The following is a 20241-nucleotide window of genomic DNA, read 5'->3' as shown; positions in this document are numbered from 1 at the left end:
CGGAGAACTCAGTTGTCGCTGTTGAAGATGGTCAGCACGCGCAGCACCTCCAGGTAGATCCACACCAGCGTCGTGGTGAGACCGAAGGCGGCCAGCCACGCCTCCTCGCGCGGGGCACCGTAGGCGACTGCGTCCTCGACCTGCTTGAAGTCCAGGGCGAGGAACGCCGCGCCGAGCAGGATGCCAGCGAGGCCGAAGAGGATGCCGAGGCCGCCGCTGTGGAACCCGAGGCCGTCGTCCGCGCCGAAGGCGGAGAAGAGGAGGTCTGCGACGAGCAGCAGGAGGAAGCCGGTAGCGGCCGCGGCGACGAACCCGGTGAACCTCTGGGTAACCCGTATCCAGCGCATGCGGTACGCGACGAGCACACCCGCGGACACTGCGAAGGTGCCGAGCACCGCCTGCACGACCACACCCGGCGCGATATAGGTCGAGATCGTGCCGGAGAGGACGCCGAGGAAGACACCCTCGAACGCCGCGTACCCGAGGATCAGCACCGGGGACGGCGTCCGCTTGAAGGATTGGACCAGCGACAGGACGAAGGCGACGAGAGCCGCGCCCACACGATGCCGTACGAGCGGCCGATGTTCGCCTCGTCGACGGGCAGCAGGAGCCAAGACGGTGCCGAGCGTCGTCCCGGTGCGGACGATGACGTCGTCCATGGTCACCGCGATCCCGGCGGTCTGCGGTGACGTGTCCGCACCGGGGGCGTAGGGGTTGGTCGCGTAGTCGTCCGCCGGCCGGCCGCCGACAGCGGCACCCACCGGCCGCTGCGCGTAGGCGTCGGCCGGGCCGGCGTCACGGGCGGCACCCCAGCGGGAGAAGATCGGGTTGCTGGACCTCACGTCATTCCTCCTCGTCTGCCGCACACTCGCGGCCTGTGGCAAAGCGTTGTCATCAGGTGTCCGGGACGGCACACGTGTGGCACTGGTCCTGTACCGGGCCGACGACGGCAACCCCGCGCGTCACCACTCTGGCGGGTGACGCAATCGGAAGCAAGTCATCCGAGTGCGCACACCCGGCGGCGGTCATTCGGACGGTGTCGCCGGGCCGTCGAGCAGCCCCATGAGGAAGTTGTCCCAGTTCAGGCCGTCCATCTCCGCCTCGGCCGAGGTGATCCGGTAGGTCGCGTCGAGCCATTCCGTCAGCGGTGCCGCGGGCACCTCGAACAGGGCCTCCACCTCCTCCGATTCGAGAAGGAGCCAGGACGAGGGCCGTTACCTGGGCAGTGCCGGCCACATCCGTACGTCGCCACAGCCGCTCATCGATGTCAGGCCGTGGTGGAGGAGCTCGCGGCCGATGCGCCAGATGGGACTCGGTCCTCGTTCCGCCTGGAACTCGACCGTGATCACCGCGGGCATGTTCGGGTCGAAGCGGAACTCCGCCCGTATCGGCAGCGGGGTGAACTCATCGAGCATCTGGTCGAGGTCCAGGAACAGCGGAGGCACCGGCTCGGACGCCGGACGCGCCTTCAGGGGTGACTGATCACGGTGCATGACAGGAGTTCCCTCCGTGGGGCGAAGTCTGCGCCTACCACTCTTCGCCGGGAACAGAACCCACACATCGGTCACTTGACGGTCAAACGACGTCGTCTGGAGGGGCGTAACAGAACCCCGGCGGCCGAAGAGCGGCTCCGGGAAGCGTCGAACGGGCTGCGCGGGACGTGACGTAAGTCAATTGGCTGCGGAGAGGCCGAAGGCCGACAAGCTCTCGTCGACGTCCACGCGATGCCCTCGGTCCGGTCCTTGAACTCCTGCCCGGACCCGCGGGTCCGGTACGATGTGTACCGGACTCAAGGGTCCACTTATGGCGTCCCTCCGCAACCGAAGGACACACCCACGATGAGCCACGTCCGTATCTCCGACGCCCTCCGCGCCCTGGTCTTCGAGCCCGACCCCGCGGTGGAACTGCACGAGGTCCTCGACCGCTACTACGCCCCGGACTACACACACCGCAGCGACGGAAAGACGCTGAACCGCGACGAGTTCACGCAGATGGTCGCGGGCATCCGCGGCCAGGTCACGGAAGGCACGGTCACCGTGCTCGACGAGCTGACCGACGGTGACACCTACGCCGAACGGCACGCCTTCCGCATCACTTTGAAGAACGGCACCACCCAGACCCGGGAGATCGCGATCTTCGGCACCTTCGCCGAGGACGGCCGCTTCCGGCACCTGAGCGAGACGGGTTTCGACGTCGAGCCCGCCCGGACCGTCTGAGCCACCCACGATCGGAGAACCACCATGCCCCGTCTCACCGACCCGGATCCCGCCTCGTTCCCGGACGAGGTCGCCACGTTCCTCGGCAAGCTGCCGCCCGACCCGATGGTCAAGATGATGTCCCACTCGACGGGCACCGTGAAGCCGTTCGTCGAGTTCGCCAGGACGCTGTTCACCTCACTCGAACTGCCGGACCGCGCACGCGAACTGGTGGTCCTCACCGTCGCCGCCCACACCGACGGTACGTTCGTCGCGGCCCAGCACGACCCCATGGCCCGCTCGGCCGGCGTCGACGAGCGAACCCGGCAGCTCGTCCGCGACCGGCAGATCGACAGCCCCGAACTGTCCGAGGCCGACCGCGCGCTCGTCCGGTTCACCGCCGAGGTGGTGCGGCACCCACGCGTCTCCGACGAGGTCTTCGACGAGGCCCGCCGGTTCCTCAGCGACCGCGAACTGGTGGAGGTGCTGCAAGCGGCCGGCTACTACTGGTCGTTCGGACGGATCGCCACAGTGCTGAACGTGGAGGTGACCAAGGTGTACGACGACGAACCGGTGCTCGGCACCTCCAGGGACACCACCGGCGTCTGAGGCGCGGCGGACCGCGATCCGGCGTGTGGATTCCGCCTCCGGCAGGCCGCACTCGCGCGGATCCAGCTGCGCCCGACGGGCCCTGAGAAAGGCGCCGAGGGCACGGGGGTCGGGTGTCGGTTTCATGTCCTCCAGTTTCATGCGGCCGCGACACAGGTGTGAGTGGGCAGGTTCTTTCCCAGGCAGAAACCTGCCTCTCCCGCGGGAGAGGCAGGTGGCGGATGGTGGATGTGTGCCCGGTACGGACCGTGTGCTCCACGACATCGTCGTCACCGTCCTTCAGTCGAAGCGGGCGTGGGTGCAGCCGCTGGACTTCCTCGTGGTGCAGGGCTTTGACCAGTACTTCGACGAGCGCCTGGAGAAACTGGGGGCGGGCGGGAGTGACTTCCTGCTCGTGAATCTGTTCGGTGAGCCGCTCGGGGCGCCGATGCCCCCGTCGGCGATGGGAGAGCTGTTCGCCCGCCTGTCGGAGCGTGCGGGACTGGGGCGGAAGATCGGACCACACATGGCCCGGCGGGCGTTCGGCAGCAACGTCGTGGACGCTGGCGGCAGCTGGGACGAAGTACAGATGCTGCTGGGACAGGAGCACCCCGGGTCGGTCGCGCCGTATGATCCCGGACCGCAGCCGGGTGCGAGAGGCCGTCGAGCGGGTCCCCTCGCCGTGCGAGCTGGCTGAGCGAGGTGAGCGATGACCGCGCCGGTGCGGCACGCCATGGCGTCGGGCGCCGTGGCGGATCCGCGGACGCGGCAGACCGTGGACGCCCTGGATCCTGAGTTCCTGCGGATCGTGCGGTGGGACTGGGACCCGCGAGTGATCTTCTTTCCCAAGGACCACCCCGTGCTGGGCATGCCGGACTGCTGCGTGAAGGGCTGCACCAGGGGCGTCAGGTTCGGCCGGCCCATGTGCATGGGCTGCGAGCGGACCTGGAAGGCGTCGGGGTGTGTCCCTGGAGGACTTCGCCCAGATCGTCAAGCCCCGGATGCTGGGTATGCGGCAGGAGATGTGCCGTGTGCCGCGCTGCGGACGGCCGGCGAAGTCTGCTCAGGTGGCGCTGTGCGATCCGCACCACCGTCAGCGGGTCGACACCCTGAAACTGAGCATGGCGGACTTCATCGGCCACCCCGCGGTCATCCTGCGCGCGAGTACTGGGCAGTGCGAGGTGGCGGTCTGCTACCGGCTGCGCGATTACGACACCTCTCCCTATTGCCAGGCGCACTCGCTGCGGCTGAAGTACGCCCGCAGGCGTGGTCAGGTGAGCGACGAGGAAGGGTGGCGGCGTAGGACCTCGGCCATCAACGCCGACCGGGAGCTGTGTCTGCGGGGGTCTGCCGGACCGGGTTGTCGCGGAGGTCCTCTACGGGCTTCAGGCCCGCACCGAGGCGGGCGCCAGGACGTGGGACCACTTCCTTCGGCCGCTGTGCGACCGGCTGCGGCAGATGCAGACGCCGACCCTGGAGGCGCTGGCCGACCCGGAGGTGTTCGCCAGGTCTCGCACGTGAAGTCCACGCACGGTGTGGTCCGCGATGCTGATGTGGCTGGACAGGCTCGGGGCGACGCCGGAGACAGAGCGCCGCAAGGACGTGTGGGATCTGAGGATCTTCACGGGGCAAACCGGCACCCTGGACTTCACCCGGATCTCGCAGCCGGCGCGAGGCGGTGACGCACTGGGCGTACGACGACCTGCCGCGCCGGCGGGGCAAGCGGCCGGGCGGTGCGGTCCAGCCGTACGTGACGGCCATGAACCTGCTGTCGGAGAGCCTGCGCCTGCAACGCGAGGACGGCGGCATCCATCCGCCCGATCTGCACCGCCGGGACATCGTCGCCTTCTGCAACCGGCTGGCGTTCCTGACCGGAACCGGCAAGATCACCGCGCACACGCGCAGCAAGGCCGTACGCAACGTCGCGCTCGTGCTGACCCGAATCCGCACTCTGGGACTGACCCACCCCGGGCCAGCCGATGGCGGGCCTGCCGACCGACTTCCGCCTGCAGCGGGAAGACGCTCCCGCCGAGCCGGAGGACACCGAGGCCGGTAAGGACCTGCCCGACGCGGTCAGGCGCCAGCTGTGCGACCACCTCGACGACCTGGAGGAGCTCATCAGCCGCGAGGTCCGCGTGAGCACCGAACTGCTGATGGACACCGGCCGGCGTCCCCAGGAGATTCGCGACCTGCCCTTTGACTGCCTGGAACAGGACCCCGACGGCTCCCTCGTCCTGGTCTACGACAACCACAAGTCCTACCGGATGGGCCGGAGGCTTCCGATCGGCAAGGCCACCGCGGCCGTCATTACCACCCAGCAGCAGCGGGTGCGCGAGATGTTCCCCGACACCCCTGTCAGCGAGCTGAAGTTGCTGCCCAGCATGCGCGCCAACCCGCACGGCACCAAGGCGATCCACTCCATCGGCGAAGGCCACCGCACCTGGGTCGACGCGCTGCCCGACTTCCTCGTCCCCACCACCGTGGAAGAGGACGGGCAGACGGTCACCCTCCTGCCCTTCGACAAGGGCAGGATCTTCCCCTACGCCTACCGGCACAGCTACGCCCAGCGGCACGCCGATGCCGGCGTCGCCCCGGACGTCCTCAAGGAGCTGATGGACCATTCCGATCTCAAGACCACCCCAGAACTACTACCGGGTCAGCCAGGACCGGCGTCGTGACGCCGTGGACCGGGTGGTCGCCCTGCAGTTCGACCGCAACGGCACTCGCGTCTGGCGCAAGGCCCAGTCACTGCTGGACTCCGAACACGTACGGCGGGCGATCGGGGAGGTCAGCGTCCCCTACGGCGTCTGCCAGGAGCCCTCGAATGTCGCGGCTGGCGGGCAGAGCTGCCCCATCCGGTTCCGCTGCGTGGGCTGCGGACCATTTCCGCACCGACGTCTCCTACCTGCCTGATCTACAGGCGTACCTGGCCGACCTGCTGCGCAGCCGGGAGCGGCTGATCTCGGCGTTCGCCGCCGACGACTGGGCGCGCAGCGAGGCCATGCCCTCCCAGGAGGAGATCCGTCGGTTGCGTCGCCTGATCGACCGGGTCAAGGCCGATCTCGGTGACCTCACGGCCGAGGAACAGGCCCAGATCGGCGAGGCCGTCGCCGTCGTACGCCGCAGCCGGAGCGTCATGCTGGGCATGCCCCGCATCGGCCGGCCCCTGCCCGACGTGCACGCCACGAGGTCCGCATGAGCAGGGCCATGGCCGACGGCCGCCGCGCCGACGGTGAACGCCGCCGCCAGCGCGTGAAAACCGCCATCAGGCAGGCCACCGGGAACGGCACGGCGATCAGCGTGAGCGGCATCGCCCGGCAGGCCGGGGTCGACCGCACCTTCCTCTACCGCCACCGCGACCTGCTCGCCCTCATCCACGCCGCCGAACGGCAACCCTCTGCCGCGGAGCCCGGGGCCGGGCCCCCGGTCAGCCTCGCCTCGCTCCAGGCCGACCTCGCCAACGCACACGCCCGCAACACCCGGATCGTCATCCAGACCCAGCGCCTGGAGCGCCGGCTGGCCGAGCTGATGGGCGTGCAGGCGTGGCGGGAGTCGGGCCTCGGTGCCCCCGCCGACCAGGAAGAGCTTCAGCGCCAGGTCTCCCGCCTGGAACAGGAGAACACCGAGCTGTTGGCGCGGCTGGAGGAGAGGGACGCCAAGCTGGAGGCTGCCCGGGCAGCCAACCGCGAGCTGACCCGGGCCCTGAACCAGAAGGGAACCGCGGACCGCTAGGGTTCGGCCGGCCCGGTCGTCCCGCTTCCGGTCGAGGTAGCCCTTGGCCGCGCAGGGCGTGCTTCGGCGGGGCGTCTCCGGCTTCGACGGCCGCCCCGAGGAGACCGACGAGGGCGCTACCGATCTTGCGCAGCCCGAGCGACAGCAAATACTTGGCTAGCCACATGTTCGCTGTTACGGTAATTATGTGTCCAGCCACCTAAATGGGTGGGTGCACGAGGGGAGTCGTCATGAAAGCCATCCTGTTCGACCGTTTCGGAGGCACGGAAGTGCTGCACGAAGCGGACATCAAGGTCCCGCAGCCCGGCCCCGGCCAAGTGCGCGTCCGCGTCAAGGCAGCCGGGCTGAACGCGCTGGACGGCAAGATCCGCTCCGGGGCACTGGAGGCCGTGTTCCCCACGCCGCTCCCCTCTGTCCCCGGTCACGAACTTGCCGGCGTGGTGGACGCCCTGGGTGAGGGCGTGCAGGACGTGCAGGTGGGTGACGAGGTGCTGGGCTGGTCGGACACCGGCTCGTACGCCGAGTACGCACTGGCCACCATCGTGGCCCCCAAGCCCGCCGGCCTCGACTGGCAGCACGCGGTCGCGCTGCCGGTGGCGGGCGAGACGGCCGAGCGGGTCCTGAACCTGCTGGGCGTCGCCGCCGGGGAGACGGTGCTGATGCACGGCGCGGCCGGAGCGGTCGGGACCCTGGCGGTCCAGCTCGCCACTGCCCGCGGAGCGCGTGTCATCGGCACCGCCGGCCCCGCCAACCAGGAATACCTCGCCGCGCTCGGCGCCACCACGACCGTTTACGGCGAGGGCCTGGTCGAGCGGGTCCGGGCGCTCGCCCCCGACGGCGTGGACGCGGTGTTCGACCTGGCCGGGAAGGGAGCCCTTGAGGACTCCATCGCCCTGCGCGGCGGCACCGAGCGCATCGTCACCATCGCCGACTTCCGCGCGCACGAGCTCGGCATCACCTTCGCCAACGGTCCCCAGGAACGCTCGGCCGCCCGCCTGGCCGCCCTGGCGCAGGATGCCGCGACCGGCAAGGTCGTCACCACCGTCACCGCCTACCCGCTCGACCAGGCCGCCACGGCCCAGCAGGTCAGCGACGCCGGGCATGTCCGGGGCAAGCTCGTCCTCACCCTCGACTGATCATGCCCGCCACTCCTTCCGCCACGCCCTCCCGATTTACCGATCATCACCTGTTCATCACCGCACCGAAGGACCATTCATGCTGAACGCCCTGTGGACGCCGACCACCGTCGGTGACATCTCCCTCCCGCACCGCCTGGTCATGGCCCCCATGACCCGTGACCGCTCCACACCCGAAGGCGTACCGACCGAGCTGAACGCCGAGTACTACGTCCAGCGGGCCTCGCACGCGCTCATCATCACCGAGGGCACCCAGCCCTCCGCCGACGGCCAGGGCTACCTCCTCACCCCCGGCATCCACAATGACGAGCAGATCGCCGGGTGGCGCAAGGTCACCGACGCCGTACACGCCGCCGACGGCCGCATCGTCATCCAGCTGATGCACACCGGACGCATCGCCCACCCCGACAACACCCCCCACGGGCGCCGGCCGGTCGCCCCTTCGGCGATCCGGCCGCAGGGCGCGATGTTCACCGCGTCCGGGCCCCAGGAGATGCCGACACCCCGTGCGCTGTCGACGCAGGAGGTCGCGGCGACCGTCGAGGACTTCCGCCGCGCCGCAGCGGCTGCCGTCGCGGCAGGCGCCGACGGCGTGGAGATCCACGGCGCCAACGGCTACCTGGTGCACCAGTTCCTGTCCGGCAACACCAACCAGCGCACCGACCGCTACGGCGGCTCGCTCGAGGGCCGCATCCGCTTCGCCGTCGAGGTCGCCGCTGCCGTGGCCGACGAGATCGGCGCCGACCGCACCGGTATCCGTATCTCTCCCGGCAACCCCTACAACGACATCGCCGAGTCGGACACCGCCGAGTTGTATCCGGCTCTCCTGCGCGCCCTCAGCCCGCTCGGTCTGGCCTACCTCCACGTGATGCACGCGGGCGACGAGGAACTGCTGGACACCCTGCGCGCGCTGTGGCCGACCACGCTGATCCTCAACCGGGCCGGCACCGACCTGCCCACCCGCGCCAAGGACATCGACCACGGCACGGCCGACCTCGTCTCCGTCGGTGCCCTCGCGCTCGCCAACCCGGACCTGGTCGAGCGGCTACGCTCGGACGCGCCGCTGAACACCCCCGACCCGGCGACCTTCTACGGCGGCGGAGTGGCCGGCTATACCGACTACCCCACCTACACCGTCTGAGGAACCGCATGTCCGTCCCCACACCCCGCATCCCCAGCACGGCCAGCGAGGGGCCGATGAGCTACGCGATCTTCCAGCTCGCCCGCGCTCACCGCGCCCGCGCCGCCGCCATGCTCCGCGAGATGGACCTGCATCCCGGACAGGAACTGCTGCTGATGCAACTGCTGGACCGGGACGGCCAGACTCAGTCCGAGCTGCTCGAAAGCGTCGGCCTGGACCACTCAACGGTCTCGAAGTCCCTGCGACGCATGCAGGACGCCGGCCTGCTCGTCCGCGAGCCGGCCGAACACGACCGACGCGTCATGGTCGTCCACCTCACCGACAAGGGCCGTGCCATGCGCGAGCCCCTGGCAGCCATGTGGCGGGCCCTGGAGGAGACTTCCGCGCTGAACCTGTCGGCGCAGCAGGTGGAGTCCTTCGTCCGCACCGCCTACGCCATCGCCGACGCGATCAACACCCGCGCTCTTCCGCGGGAAGAGTCCGAGTAACTCACCTCGGCGTGCACCCCGGTTCCGGCCTGGAGTCGAATCGTTTCCGGCGTTCCTGCGAAGTGGACAGAGCTGCAGCGCACTCGGCTCACGAAGGCCCGTGCTGAACGGAGCCAGGCTCCCCAACTGTCGGAAGCCCGGTGAGCCGAGCCAGCCGATGTGGCGGGACCCCTGCTCACCCCCGTACGTCAGGAATAACGGGCTGAGCGGGGCCTCAGCGTCAGGGGCAAGCGCGAGCCGTCCCGGTGCAGGCAGCAACACCTCTCCCACGGGGATGTCGAGCCCTTCCCCGTCGTCGGCCGGCCGCACATCGAGGACGGCCGCATCACCCGCGTCCGGGTCACCGTCGACCTCCGCAAGCTCCTGCGGTCCGGCGACGACCCGCGCCGCGGATCCACCCATCACAGGCCCGCCCCTTGAGCAACCGGGCCGACGGCGCCCACGTCCGCAGCCACCTAATCCCCCACACCTGACCTGATGGAAAGTGAGACCCCCCGTGACCACCACCCTCCCCGTCCTCGTCGTCGGCGCGACCGGCTCCCTCGGCGGCAAGGTCGTCGACGAACTGCTGGGGCGCGGTAAGAACGTCCGCGCCCTGGTCCGGCCGACCACCGACGCGAGCAGGCTCGAAAGCCGGGGTGTCGAGATCGCCCGCGGCGACATGCTCGACCTCGACTCGCTCGTCGCCGCCATGAACGGCGCCGATGCCGTCATCACTACCGCTGCCGGCTACACCCGCGGCGGCAAGAACGCGTACGACATCGACACCGTCGGCAACGCCAACCTCGCCGAGGCCGCCCACCGCGCCGGCATCCGGAGGTTCGTCCTGACCAGCATCCTCACCAGCGACCAGACCCCCCAAGTCCCGCACTTCTGGCACAAGAAGATCGCCGAGGACAAGCTCGAACAGCTCGGCGTCCCGTTCATCGCACTGCGCCCGGGGGCATTCCTCGACCAGATCGCGACCATGGCGGGCGACCCGCTCGACAAGGGCCGCCTGATGTGGATCGGCAAGACCACCGTCCCGCTGACCTTCGTCCACACCTCCGATCTCGCGGCATACCTGGCGGCCGCCGTCGACGCCGAGGCCGACAACGGTGAGCGCATCGACATCGGCTGGGACCGTCCGGTCAGCATGCGCGAGATGGCCGACCTGATGGGCCACCGGGCCGGAAAGAAGATCAAGGTGTGGTCCGTCCCTTCCACCGTCGCCCGCGCCGCAGGAGCCGTCGCCGGCCGCTTCATGCCTCTGGTCAAGGACATGGCCGCGATGTTTGGCTGGTTCGACAGCGGCCGCTACGTCGCCGACCCCCGCCGCCAGGAGCAGCTGTTCGGCCCCGTCCCCGCGGCCGAGGACGCCCTCGGCCGGTACACCGACGAGCTGGGCACGGCGCAGCACCGGTGACGGGCCCGCATCCCGGTCCCGCCACCCGGGCGGGGGCCAACCGATGGGTGGAGACCGCTGTGACAGATCACCACACGTTCCCACCGCCCCCCGGATTGGGACCTGCCCGGCCCGGCTGCAGCCGGGCTTCACCTGAACTGGCGATACCACGACACCTGTTGCACCTGTTGGCGTCAACGGAACCGGCGCTGAGCTGCATGGAGCCCTCTCGGCTAGCCTCGCGCCACAGTCGCTCCCCTAGAGAAGTCCTGTTGTACGGGCAGGGTCGTACGGATCGAGGACGCACCCTGCTCACCCGCGTCCCGCACCTGGAACTGGCGGTTCCTGCCTACTCCCTCGCCTGGTTCCCGTCCGGCATGGTGCGCGGTGTGCTGTACCTGCCGGTGCGCTACCGCACCGCGGACGCACTCCGTCAAGGCTCTGCTGTCAGGTCGCGGTAGGCGGGGCCGTACACGATGTACAGCGCCGCGAGGAAGCCGTCCTTCTCTTCAGGAGTGGCCAGCCGTACAAGTCACACATGTCAATGCGTCACCGCCTTGACTGGTGACGGAGCTGGGTGCAAGATGAGGGCAGTCCCGTCGACCGACAGGACCCGGCCACGACACGAAGTGGAGGCTGGTCGTGAACCAGGAAGCCACGATGGACACCGCCGCGGCGGCACGGCGTGTGCGCTTCGGCAAGCTGCCCGAGCGCATCAGCTACGAGGACATGACCGAAGTGGTGGAGCCCGGGCTGAATGGCGGGGCGAAAACCTCTCCCCAGGACACGGGCGCGTGGCGCACCTTCTCGTGCCTGGCCCTCGACCTGGGGCTGTAGCACTCAGGTACAGGTCCGTACCGCAGCCGTCGCTACAGGGCTGGATCGACCGCAGCCCCGATCCCGCGGACGGCGCTCGCGCATCCTGCGCCTGACACTCAAGGGCCGGACCCGGCTCGCCGAACTGTGCGAACGCACCATCCAGTTGCTCGACCGGCGGCTGAGCGACTGGAGCGACGCTGCCGAAGATCACCAGCGACCTCGGCGGCGAGTAGCCGGCCCGGCGTCGTGTGCCGCAGTGGATGGCGGTCCGTCAGGACGGACAGCTCCGCAGCGGCTTCGCGGTGCGCATAGGAGGACACACCTCCAGGGCCGCCAGCCGCAGTTCCTACAGTCCCCGGCCCCGACCTTCGACATGTGTGCACACGTATTCAGGTTGGCCGACTCACGCTCTTGTGTGTCTACTGAGACACATGGTTGTTTTGTGTTGGAAGAACTTTCTGCCTGCCTGGTCGGCTTTGATGCCTACCGATCGAAAGGACCTCTGGTGATCGCTCGCCGCTCTCTTCTCCGTACCAGCGGTGCCGCAGCGGCCGGCGCGCTCGGCGTAGCCGCTCTGTCGTCGACCGCCGCAGCTGCGGACTCCGATCCGACTGCAGGCGTCACACGCACCCTGCTTCAGGAACACCCCTCGCCCGCCGAGGGCTGGGAGGCCGTGCAGACGCTCGTGCAGATTCCTCGGCACAAAGAGTCGGGCCGTCACAGCCATCCCGGTGTCGAGGTCGGATACATCGTCCGCGGCGACGTCCTGATGGAGTTCGACGACCGGCCGCCGCTCCGGCTGCGCACGGGTGACCCGTTCTTCATCCCGAACGGTGTCATCCACAACGCTCGCAACGTCGGCACGGTGACCACGATGATGCTCTCCACGTACGTGGTCGACGAGACGAAGCCCCTGGTGACCAACTACTAGGACTCCTCCTTTCCTCCAACGGCGAGCCGGGCCCGACCCACGCGCTGCCTCAGGTCCGCGCGGTCGACCTCACCTGCTCGACCGTGCTGCCGTGGGCGGCGCGCTCTGTCGTCGCGTTGACCAGCAGACAGCCGCGTTCAGGGTCCGACACGTCGGCCAGGGCCAGCGCGAGCAGCACACTGGGCAGCGTCGTGCGAATGTCGGGGGGTGAGTCGACTGTCTGCCGACTGCAGTGGTCGGAGAGAGAAACATGTCCTGGCCCGATCGCACGCTATCCCCCGGCGCGGACGACGGGAATTTGACGACAGGACCTATCCTGCGAGGTTGCCGACCGGGAACTGCGGCACGACCGCGACCGGGCAGGCGACGTGCCGCAGCGCGGCGTGGGTGACCGGGCCGAGTTTCCACACGCCCCGGGGCGGGTGCGGTCGGCGGCCCACGATCAGAAGTCGGCTGTGCGTGCAGGAGGACGGCAGCACCTCGGCGGCCGGTCCGGCCGTGACGTGTTGCACGACGGCGACCTCGGGGAACTTCTCCTGCCAGGGCGTCAGAGTGGCCTCGAGCCGGGCGCGTTGGTCCTTGCCGTTGCACGGCCCGGAGCGCGGGGGTACGGCTGTGATCGCGCGGACGAGAAGACCGTGGGCGTCGGCGGTGGTGAAGGCGAACTCCAGCAGGGGGTCGGCGGCCGGTCCCGGCTCCCGCACCCCTACCACGATCTCGTTGCGCCCCGCCGTCCCCAGGTGGTCCCAGTCGGCCTCGACCGTTGCGTCGTCCGCCCGGACGACGACGGCGGGGCACCGCGTGAGACCCAGGACGTGCAGGGCGGTGGAGCCGAGCAGGAAGCTCGCCACCGAGCCGTGTCCGCGGGACCCGAGCACGAGCAGGTCCGCGTCCGTGCTGCGGTCGAGCAGGGCCTGTGCGGCTGTTGCCGACACGAGTTCCGTGGTCAGCGTGAGATGGCCGTGGTGGTGCCGCAGGTCGGACGCTGTTCGCAGCAGGACCTCCTGGCCGTACCGCCGCTTGCTCCGGGCCTGGTCAGCCACGGGCACATTGGGCGGCTGGGTGGTCCAGGAGTGGAGCAGGTGGACCGGCACGTGCCGGACCTCGGCCTCGTGCGCGGCCCACCGGGCAGCCGTCGTACCGGCGGGGGAGCCGTCGACGCCGACGACGAGTCCGGTCATGGCGCACCTCCGGTGGGGCGGGGGACATACGGCGCCATGCCGCCCCGCATTTTCCTCCGCTTCCAGGCTCGTGCGCCTTCACCTGCCAGGCCAGGGCCGGACGGTGTTCCTCCGGGGACCGTACGGCCCAGCGCGGCACGGCGGCGGTCACGCACCCCGTGCCCCTGCGCGGCGACCGTCGGCCGCCCGCCGGTCAAGCGGCGTCGGTGCTCGACGTCACGGCCGCAGACCCCGGCGGGACCGCGCAGAGTTCGAACGCACCGGACAGGCGGGTGAGCCGGAGGATGCGCCGGAAGCGCGGGTTGTCGGTGACGAGCCGCAGTCGGCCCTGCCGGGCGCGGACGTGGTTGGAGACCCGGCACAGCACGCCCAGCCCGCTGCAGTCGATGAAGGAAACCGAGCGCAGGTCCACCACCAGGTCGGGGAGCGGACGCGCGGACAGCACGTCCAGACGGGCGCCGATGCACGGCGCCGTGAGTATGTCGATCTCGCCGCTCAGCTCCACGATCGTCGTATCGCCGACGACACGTGCCGTGGGGCGGGGCGTGGCCCTGATCTGAGTCTCGGACACAGTGGAAGACAAACCCCATCGCCGCGGTGGGCGATAGGGCCGGTCGGGCCCCTTGTGGCAGAGCCGGTCGGGTCCCTAGTGGCAGAAGTCATGGGGGCCGTTGGGCCCCGCCTCGACGCCGCCCTGCCCGTCCGGCCGCCCACCAGGGCCGACCGGCCCATGCGCATCCGGGCGGACCCTGTGACGCTGGACCTGTGGGGCCTTTACGGCACCGCTCCTCGCCCAGAGGAGGCAATCGTCATGAAGGGCTACGTCTTCCACGGCCCCGGACAGTCCGCCTGGGAAGAGGTCCAGGACCCCGGCATCGAGGACGCCACCGACGCGATCGTGCGGGTGGACGCCGTCACCATCTGCGGGACGGACCTGCACATCCTCAAGGGCGACGTGCCCGAGGTGCGGCCCGGCACGGTGCTGGGGCACGAGGCGGTCGGCGAGATCGTCGAGGTGGGCGGCGATGTACGCACCGTAAGGCCGGGCGACCGGGTACTGGTTTCCTGCATCAGCGCCTGCGGCCGCTGCCGCTACTGCCGGGAGAGCAGGTACGGCCAGTGCCGGGGCGGCGGAGGCTGGATCCTCGGCCATCTGATCGACGGCACCCAGGCCGAGTACGTCCGCGTCCCGCACGCCGATCTGTCCGTGCACGCGCTGCCCGGCCCGTTGGACAGCAAGGACGCCGTGCTGCTCGCGGACATCTTCCCGACCTCGTACGAGGTGGGCGTGCTCAACGGGCGGGTACGGCCCGGAGACACCGTCGCCGTGGTCGGGGCCGGTCCCATCGGGCTGGCGGCGATCGCCACGGCACGGCTGTTCACCCCCGAACGGATCATCGCCGTGGACCTGGCCGCCGCCCGCCTGGACGCCGCCAAGCGGCTCGGCGCGGACGCCGTGGCCGACGCCCGCGAGATGCCCGAGCAACTGGTCGCCGACCTCACCGACGGGCTGGGTGCCGACGTGGTCATCGAGGCCGTCGGTGCACCGGAGAGCTTCGAGCTGTGCACCCGCATGGTGCGCCCCGGCGGGCACGTGGCCAACGTCGGTGTGCACGGCACGCCCGCGACCCTGCACCTCGAAGACCTCTGGATCAAGAACGTGACGATCACGACCGGGCTGGTCGACACGTACTCCACGCCCACCCTGCTGCGGATGGCGGCCGCGGGCCGGCTGCCCACCTCCCAGCTGGTCACCCACACGTTCCCGCTGGACCACATGGAGGAGGCGTACGACGTCTTCGCCCGGGCCGCCGAGACCGGCGCGCTCAAGGTGGTGCTCGGCGAGCCGCAGCACGACGTCGTCGCCGTGCGGCCGACCTGACGGAGAGGAAGTGAGGGACATGACCGAGCAGGCGATGTGGAGGAGGACGGAAGGGTCTCCGCGCGGCGACCTCGGCAGGCGGATCGCCCAGCGGCGCGCCGAACTGGGCCTCACCCGGCGGAAAACGGCCGCGCGTGCGGGGACGTCCGCCGGTTACCTGAGGCACCTTGAGGAGAACCCGGCCGCCGCACCGGACGCCGGTGTCCTGCTCAGGGTGGCCGGAGCCCTGGGAACCACCGTGACCGAGCTGTCCGGCGGCAACGTCGAGCTGCCGCCCGGTCTCGGCCGGGCCGCACGGCACCGCCGGTTCACCGAGCTGAGCGCGGTGGAGTGCCGGGCGCTGCTCGGCACGCACGGCGTGGGGAGGGTGGCGGTGGCCACCGCCTCCGGTCCGGCCGTCGTCCCCGTCAACTACAGCGTCGTCGACGACCGGATCGTCTACCGGACCGCGCCCGGCACGACGCCCTGGCAGGCCCGGGGGAACCTGGTCGCCTTCGAGGTCGACCGCATCGACGAGGCGCTCAGCCAGGGGTGGAGCGTGCTGGTGCGGGGCAACGCCCGGGCCGTGACAGAGCCGGACGAGGTGCGCCGGCTGGAGGAACGGACGTACAGCAGGCCCTGGGTGGGAGGCCGGCGGGTGGCGTGGGTGCGCATCGACCCCGTCGCCGTCACCGGCCGCCGGATCGAGTCCCGCTGAGTACGCCGTACTCGGACAGGACACCCACCGACATCACACAGTCCCCCGCCGTCGTCCGGCTGAACGGGTGCCATCTCGCGCGGATGGACCGGTCGGCCCTGTCGGGTGCCCGGGCATCGGGCGGAAGGTGGGAGGGCACTCGCCTCAACCCGCCACCTCCGTCCGAACCGGGAAGGGAACCCCATGTCCGTCGACACGCGACCGGTGTCCGCCGAGCTCACCGACGAGGAGCTCCAGGCGCTGGACGCCCACTGGCGCGCCGCGAACTACCTGTCCGTCGGCCAGATCTACCTCATGGCCAACCCGCTGCTCACCGAGCCCCTCCGCCCGGAACACATCAAACCCCGCCTGCTGGGCCACTGGGGCACCTCACCGGGCCTGAACCTGGTGCACACCCACCTCAACCGGGTGATCAAGGCCCGCGGGCTCGACGCCCTGTGCGTCTGGGGGCCCGGGCACGGCGGGCCCGCCGTCCTCGCCAACAGCTGGCTGGAGGGCTCGTACACCGAGACCTACCCGGACATCACGCGGGACGCGGCGGGGATGGCGCGGCTGTTCCGCCAGTTCTCGTTCCCCGGCGGCGTGCCCAGCCATGTCGCACCCGAGACCCCGGGCTCCATCCACGAGGGCGGCGAACTGGGCTATGCGCTGTCGCACGCCTACGGGGCCGCCCTGGACAACCCCGGCCTGCTGGTGGCCTGTGTCGTCGGGGACGGCGAGGCGGAGACCGGGCCGCTGGCGACCTCCTGGCATTCCAACAAGTTCCTCGACCCCGTCCACGACGGTGCCGTCCTGCCGATCCTGCACCTCAACGGCTACAAGATCGCCAACCCGGCCGTGCTCGCCCGCCTGCCGCAGCCCGAGCTCGACGACCTGCTCCGGGGATACGGCCACGACCCGATCCACGTCACCGGCGACGACCCGGCCGCCGTACACCGTGCCCTGGCGGGAGCCATGGACACCGCGCTGGACCGCATCGCCGCCATCCAGCGCGCCGCCCGCGAGGAGGGTGCCGCCGAGCGCCCCCACTGGCCGTTGATCGTGCTGCGCACACCGAAGGGCTGGACCGGCCCGGCGGAGGTCGACGGCCTGCCGGTGGAGGGCACCTGGCGCTCCCATCAGGTCCCGCTGGCCGGGGTGCGCGACAACCCCGAGCACCTGCGCGCGCTGGAGACGTGGCTGCGCTCGTACCGGCCGGAGCAACTGTTCGACGAGCAGGGCAGCCCCCGACCGCAGGTCCTCGCCTGCGTCCCGGCCGGGCCACGCAGGCTCGGCGCCACCGCGTACGCCAACGGCGGCCTGCTGCGGCGCGAACTGCCGCTGCCGCCGCTGGAGCGATACGCCGTCCCCGTCGACAAGCCCGGCGTGACCCTGCACGAACCCACCAAGGTGCTGGGCCAGTTGCTCGAACACGTCATGTGGGAGACGGCCCAGCGCCGTGACTTCCGCCTCGTGGGCCCCGACGAGACCGCGTCGAACCGACTGGACGCCGTCTACGCCGCCACCGGCAAGGCCTGGCAGGCCGGGACGCTGGAGGTGGACGAACACCTCGACCGGCACGGCCGGGTGATGGAGATCCTCTCCGAACACACCTGCCAGGGCTGGCTGGAGGGCTACCTCCTGACCGGCCGGCACGGGCTCTTCTCCTGCTACGAGGCCTTCGCCCACATCGTCGACTCGATGGTCAACCAGCACATCAAGTGGCTGCGCGTGACCCGCCGCCTGCCCTGGCGCGCCCCCATCTCCTCCCTCAACTACCTCCTCACGTCCCACGTGTGGCGCCAGGACCACAACGGCTTCTCCCACCAGGACCCCGGCTTCGTCGACCACATCCTCAACAAGAGCCCCGAGGTCGTACGGGTCTACCTCCCGCCGGACGCCAACACGCTGCTCTCCGTGGCCGACCACGTGCTGCGCAGCCGCGACTACGTGAACGTGATCGTCGCGGGTAAACAACCCTGCTTCGACTGGCTGTCCATGGACCAGGCGCGGGTGCACTGCGCCCGAGGCGCGGGCATCTGGGACTGGGCCGGCACCGAGGACCACACCCGGGAGCCGGACGTCGTGCTGGCCTGCGCGGGGGACGTGCCCACCCAGGAGGTGCTGGCCGCGTCCCAGCTCCTGCGCGCCCACCTGCCCCAGCTCGCCGTCCGCGTCGTGAACGTCGTCGACATCGCGCGCCTGCTGCCGAGCGAGGAACACCCGCACGGGATGACCGACTTCGAGTACGACGGCCTGTTCACCCACGACAAGCCGGTCATCTTCGCGTACCACGGCTACCCGTGGCTGATCCACCGCCTGGCCTACCGGCGCACCGGCCACAAGCACCTGCATGTCCGGGGCTACAAGGAGATCGGCACCACGACCACGCCGTTCGACATGGTGGTCCGCAACGACCTCGACCGCTACCGCCTGGTCATGGACGTCATCGACCGCGTCCCCGGTCTCGCGGTGCGGGCCGCCGCCGTACGCCAGCGCATGGAGGACGTCCGCCTGCGCCACCACGACTGGATCCGCGACCACGGCACCGACCTGCCCGAGGTCGCGGACTGGTCCTGGGACGGCTGACAGAACTCCGTGGGATACACAGACGTTCACACGGTCGTCCCGTCCGGGACGGTGAGCTGGATGCCGGTGATCAGGTCCGGGCGGATACGGACCGCGTAGTCCATGGTCTGCTGCACCCACGGGTGCAGCAGCGACCGGTACCGGGCCAGCTCCCGGGCGTCGGTCACCAGGCTGGCATAACCGGTGACCACGACGCTCCAGCCGACGTGGGTGTCCGGGTCGATGGCGTCCGCCTCATAGGCGACGACCACCCCTTGGGCGCCGGCATCCCGGGCGTGCAGGGTCAGCGCCGCGCCCTCATGGGTGCGGATGACGATGTCGCCGTGGTCCAGGACGTGGTTGACCGGGCGTACCGTCGGCAGCGCACGCCGGGTGAAGACGACCCTGCCCACGGAGACGCTGCCCAGCAGCCGCAGGGCCTCGGCCGTGTCCAGCGCGACGCTCTGGCGCGGGCCGGCGGGGCCGACCCGGCCGTTCGGGATCGCCGTGATGGTGTCCGGTGCGGAGCCCATGTCACCCTCTTTCCTGTGCTCGTCTCCAGCGTCGAACGCGCACGGGCGCGAGGGCAGGTGCCGGCCGTCCCGAGTGGGCGGGAAAACAGGGCCGACCGGCCCTGGCCCATCGGCCCACGGGGGAGCAAGATCCTGAGTAGGGAAGCCTCCGCGTCCGGACGGGGACGAGGGTGTACGACAGGAGCGGACCATGTCGGACAGTGAGCGCAGCGGCGCCGAGACCCCGATCCGCGTCTTCCTCCTCGACGACCACGAGGTGGTACGCCGCGGGGTCCACGACCTGCTCGACGACGAGCCGGACATCACCGTGGTCGGGGAGGCCGCCACCGCCGAACAGGCCCTCGTCCGGGTCCCCGCGCTGCGCCCGCAGGTCGCGGTGCTGGACGTACGGCTGCCGGACGGCGACGGCGTGACCGTGTGCCGGGAGCTGCGCTCGCGCATGCCGGACCTGGCGTGCCTGATGCTGACCTCGTTCGACGACGAGGAGGCCCTGCTGGACTCGATCATGGCCGGCGCGTCCGGGTATGTGCTGAAGCAGATCCAGGGCTCGGACCTGGTCTCGGCCGTCCGGACGGTGGCCGGCGGCCAGTCGCTGCTGGACCCGAGCGCCACCACTCGCCTGATGGCACGGCTGCGCGGCGGACAGCAGCCGGAGCCCGAGCCGGACGTCCTGCCGGGGCTGACCGACCGCGAACGCGAGATCCTCGCCCTGATCGGCGAGGGCCTGACCAACCGCCAGATCGGGCAGCGGCTCTACCTTGCCGAGAAGACGGTCAAGAACCACATCTCCCGCATGCTGGCCAAGTTGGGCGTCGAGCGGCGCGTCCAGGCCGCCGTCATCGCGACGCAGGCCCAGGACAGGCTGCGGCAGGAAGGGCACTGAGCCCACCTCCGGCCCCAGCCCGTCGCCGTGATCCAGTACCGACCCCTCCCGTGTCCCGATACCGTGGCTTTGGACCGGAACGTTCGGCCCGGGTACGTCGAGGG

Annotated in this window: 24 protein-coding genes and 1 pseudogene; 18 read left to right on the top strand and 7 right to left on the bottom strand. The window is 70.4% G+C overall.

Annotated elements, in window-relative coordinates:
* Positions 1-8 precede the first annotated feature (8 nt).
* The 3 genes from SSP24_RS01865 to SSP24_RS43750 form a co-directional block, all read right to left on the bottom strand.
* Positions 9-842 carry a Bax inhibitor-1/YccA family protein gene (locus SSP24_RS01865; protein ID WP_229864796.1) on the bottom strand — a complete coding sequence of 278 codons (834 nt, stop codon included), beginning with the start codon at positions 840-842 and terminating at the stop codon, positions 9-11.
* A 183-nt stretch (positions 843-1025) separates the two neighbouring features.
* Positions 1026-1178: a hypothetical protein gene (locus tag SSP24_RS43755; protein ID WP_229864797.1), complete on the bottom strand. Its 153-nt coding sequence runs from the start codon at positions 1176-1178 to the stop codon at positions 1026-1028.
* 36 nt (positions 1179-1214) lie between these two features.
* Entirely contained in the window at positions 1215-1493 is a 279-nt protein-coding gene (locus tag SSP24_RS43750) for an SsgA family sporulation/cell division regulator (protein WP_229864798.1), read from the bottom strand.
* Between the two features lie 345 nt (positions 1494-1838).
* Here SSP24_RS43750 and SSP24_RS01855 point away from each other — a divergent pair, with 345 nt between their 5' ends.
* From SSP24_RS01855 to SSP24_RS01795, 14 genes and pseudogenes are all read left to right on the top strand, one after another.
* Positions 1839-2216, top strand: a complete 378-nt coding sequence (locus SSP24_RS01855; protein WP_141306860.1) for a nuclear transport factor 2 family protein — start codon at positions 1839-1841, stop codon at positions 2214-2216.
* 24 nt (positions 2217-2240) lie between these two features.
* Complete coding sequence (locus tag SSP24_RS42630; RefSeq protein WP_167529479.1) at positions 2241-2804, top strand: carboxymuconolactone decarboxylase family protein; 564 nt, start codon at positions 2241-2243, stop codon at positions 2802-2804.
* A gap of 232 nt (positions 2805-3036) precedes the next feature.
* Positions 3037-3480, top strand: coding sequence for a tyrosine-type recombinase/integrase (locus SSP24_RS01845; RefSeq protein ID WP_167529478.1), 444 nt, complete (start codon positions 3037-3039; stop codon positions 3478-3480).
* 1062 nt (positions 3481-4542) lie between these two features.
* Complete coding sequence (locus SSP24_RS42625) at positions 4543-4839, top strand: hypothetical protein (RefSeq protein ID WP_167529477.1); 297 nt, start codon at positions 4543-4545, stop codon at positions 4837-4839.
* A complete protein-coding gene (locus SSP24_RS01840) occupies positions 4763-5461 on the top strand; it encodes a site-specific integrase (protein ID WP_141306856.1) in 699 nt (232 codons plus the stop codon). The genes SSP24_RS42625 and SSP24_RS01840 overlap by 77 nt, the downstream gene beginning before the upstream one ends.
* A gap of 146 nt (positions 5462-5607) precedes the next feature.
* Positions 5608-5982, top strand: a complete 375-nt coding sequence (locus tag SSP24_RS01835) for a transposase (protein WP_141306854.1) — start codon at positions 5608-5610, stop codon at positions 5980-5982.
* On the top strand, positions 5979-6515 hold the full coding sequence (locus SSP24_RS01830) for a DUF6262 family protein (RefSeq protein WP_229864799.1): 537 nt from the start codon (positions 5979-5981) through the stop codon (positions 6513-6515). Before SSP24_RS01835 ends, SSP24_RS01830 begins: the two co-directional genes overlap by 4 nt.
* 230 nt (positions 6516-6745) lie before the next feature.
* On the top strand, positions 6746-7651 hold the full coding sequence (locus tag SSP24_RS01825; protein WP_141306852.1) for an NADP-dependent oxidoreductase: 906 nt from the start codon (positions 6746-6748) through the stop codon (positions 7649-7651).
* 79 nt (positions 7652-7730) lie between these two features.
* Positions 7731-8792, top strand: coding sequence for an alkene reductase (locus SSP24_RS01820; RefSeq protein WP_141306850.1), 1062 nt, complete (start codon positions 7731-7733; stop codon positions 8790-8792).
* 8 nt (positions 8793-8800) lie between these two features.
* Positions 8801-9280, top strand: coding sequence for a MarR family winged helix-turn-helix transcriptional regulator (locus SSP24_RS01815; protein ID WP_141306848.1), 480 nt, complete (start codon positions 8801-8803; stop codon positions 9278-9280).
* A gap of 496 nt (positions 9281-9776) precedes the next feature.
* Positions 9777-10685, top strand: a complete 909-nt coding sequence (locus SSP24_RS01810) for an SDR family oxidoreductase (protein ID WP_141306846.1) — start codon at positions 9777-9779, stop codon at positions 10683-10685.
* 621 nt (positions 10686-11306) lie between these two features.
* Positions 11307-11501, top strand: a complete 195-nt coding sequence (locus SSP24_RS01800; RefSeq protein WP_141306842.1) for a hypothetical protein — start codon at positions 11307-11309, stop codon at positions 11499-11501.
* A 35-nt stretch (positions 11502-11536) separates the two neighbouring features.
* A pseudogene (locus SSP24_RS43740) lies at positions 11537-11679 on the top strand (MarR family transcriptional regulator); the annotation flags it as partial.
* A gap of 309 nt (positions 11680-11988) precedes the next feature.
* Positions 11989-12414, top strand: a complete 426-nt coding sequence (locus tag SSP24_RS01795; protein WP_141306840.1) for a cupin domain-containing protein — start codon at positions 11989-11991, stop codon at positions 12412-12414.
* Between the two features lie 49 nt (positions 12415-12463).
* Here SSP24_RS01795 and SSP24_RS44850 read toward each other — a convergent pair whose 3' ends face one another.
* From SSP24_RS44850 to SSP24_RS01780, 3 genes are all read right to left on the bottom strand, one after another.
* Positions 12464-12592: a hypothetical protein gene (locus SSP24_RS44850; RefSeq protein ID WP_268255065.1), complete on the bottom strand. Its 129-nt coding sequence runs from the start codon at positions 12590-12592 to the stop codon at positions 12464-12466.
* A gap of 133 nt (positions 12593-12725) precedes the next feature.
* Positions 12726-13595: a universal stress protein gene (locus SSP24_RS01785; protein WP_141306838.1), complete on the bottom strand. Its 870-nt coding sequence runs from the start codon at positions 13593-13595 to the stop codon at positions 12726-12728.
* Positions 13596-13788: 193 nt separating this feature from the next.
* The gene (locus tag SSP24_RS01780; protein ID WP_229864800.1) at positions 13789-14166 is read right to left on the bottom strand and encodes an STAS domain-containing protein; all 378 of its coding nucleotides are present in this window, start codon (positions 14164-14166) and stop codon (positions 13789-13791) included.
* 240 nt (positions 14167-14406) lie between these two features.
* Between SSP24_RS01780 and SSP24_RS01775 the strand changes: the two genes are divergently transcribed.
* From SSP24_RS01775 to SSP24_RS01765, 3 genes are all read left to right on the top strand, one after another.
* Positions 14407-15477 carry a zinc-dependent alcohol dehydrogenase family protein gene (locus SSP24_RS01775; RefSeq protein WP_141307110.1) on the top strand — a complete coding sequence of 357 codons (1071 nt, stop codon included), beginning with the start codon at positions 14407-14409 and terminating at the stop codon, positions 15475-15477.
* Between the two features lie 19 nt (positions 15478-15496).
* Positions 15497-16174, top strand: coding sequence for a helix-turn-helix domain-containing protein (locus tag SSP24_RS01770; protein WP_174864565.1), 678 nt, complete (start codon positions 15497-15499; stop codon positions 16172-16174).
* 183 nt (positions 16175-16357) lie between these two features.
* Positions 16358-18742 carry a phosphoketolase family protein gene (locus SSP24_RS01765; protein ID WP_141306832.1) on the top strand — a complete coding sequence of 795 codons (2385 nt, stop codon included), beginning with the start codon at positions 16358-16360 and terminating at the stop codon, positions 18740-18742.
* Positions 18743-18768: 26 nt separating this feature from the next.
* On the opposite strand, the gene SSP24_RS01760 is transcribed toward SSP24_RS01765, so the two are convergent.
* On the bottom strand, positions 18769-19254 hold the full coding sequence (locus SSP24_RS01760) for a pyridoxamine 5'-phosphate oxidase family protein (RefSeq protein WP_141306831.1): 486 nt from the start codon (positions 19252-19254) through the stop codon (positions 18769-18771).
* Between the two features lie 190 nt (positions 19255-19444).
* Between SSP24_RS01760 and SSP24_RS01755 the strand changes: the two genes are divergently transcribed.
* A complete protein-coding gene (locus SSP24_RS01755; RefSeq protein WP_141306829.1) occupies positions 19445-20137 on the top strand; it encodes a response regulator in 693 nt (230 codons plus the stop codon).
* Positions 20138-20241: the final 104 nt, after the last annotated feature.

The sequence above is a fragment of the Streptomyces spinoverrucosus genome (assembly GCF_006539505.1).
GTDB classification, from domain to species: domain Bacteria; phylum Actinomycetota; class Actinomycetes; order Streptomycetales; family Streptomycetaceae; genus Streptomyces; species Streptomyces spinoverrucosus.
Note: the sequence above shows the minus strand (reverse complement) of the source record. Positions and strands in the feature narration are given on the sequence as shown.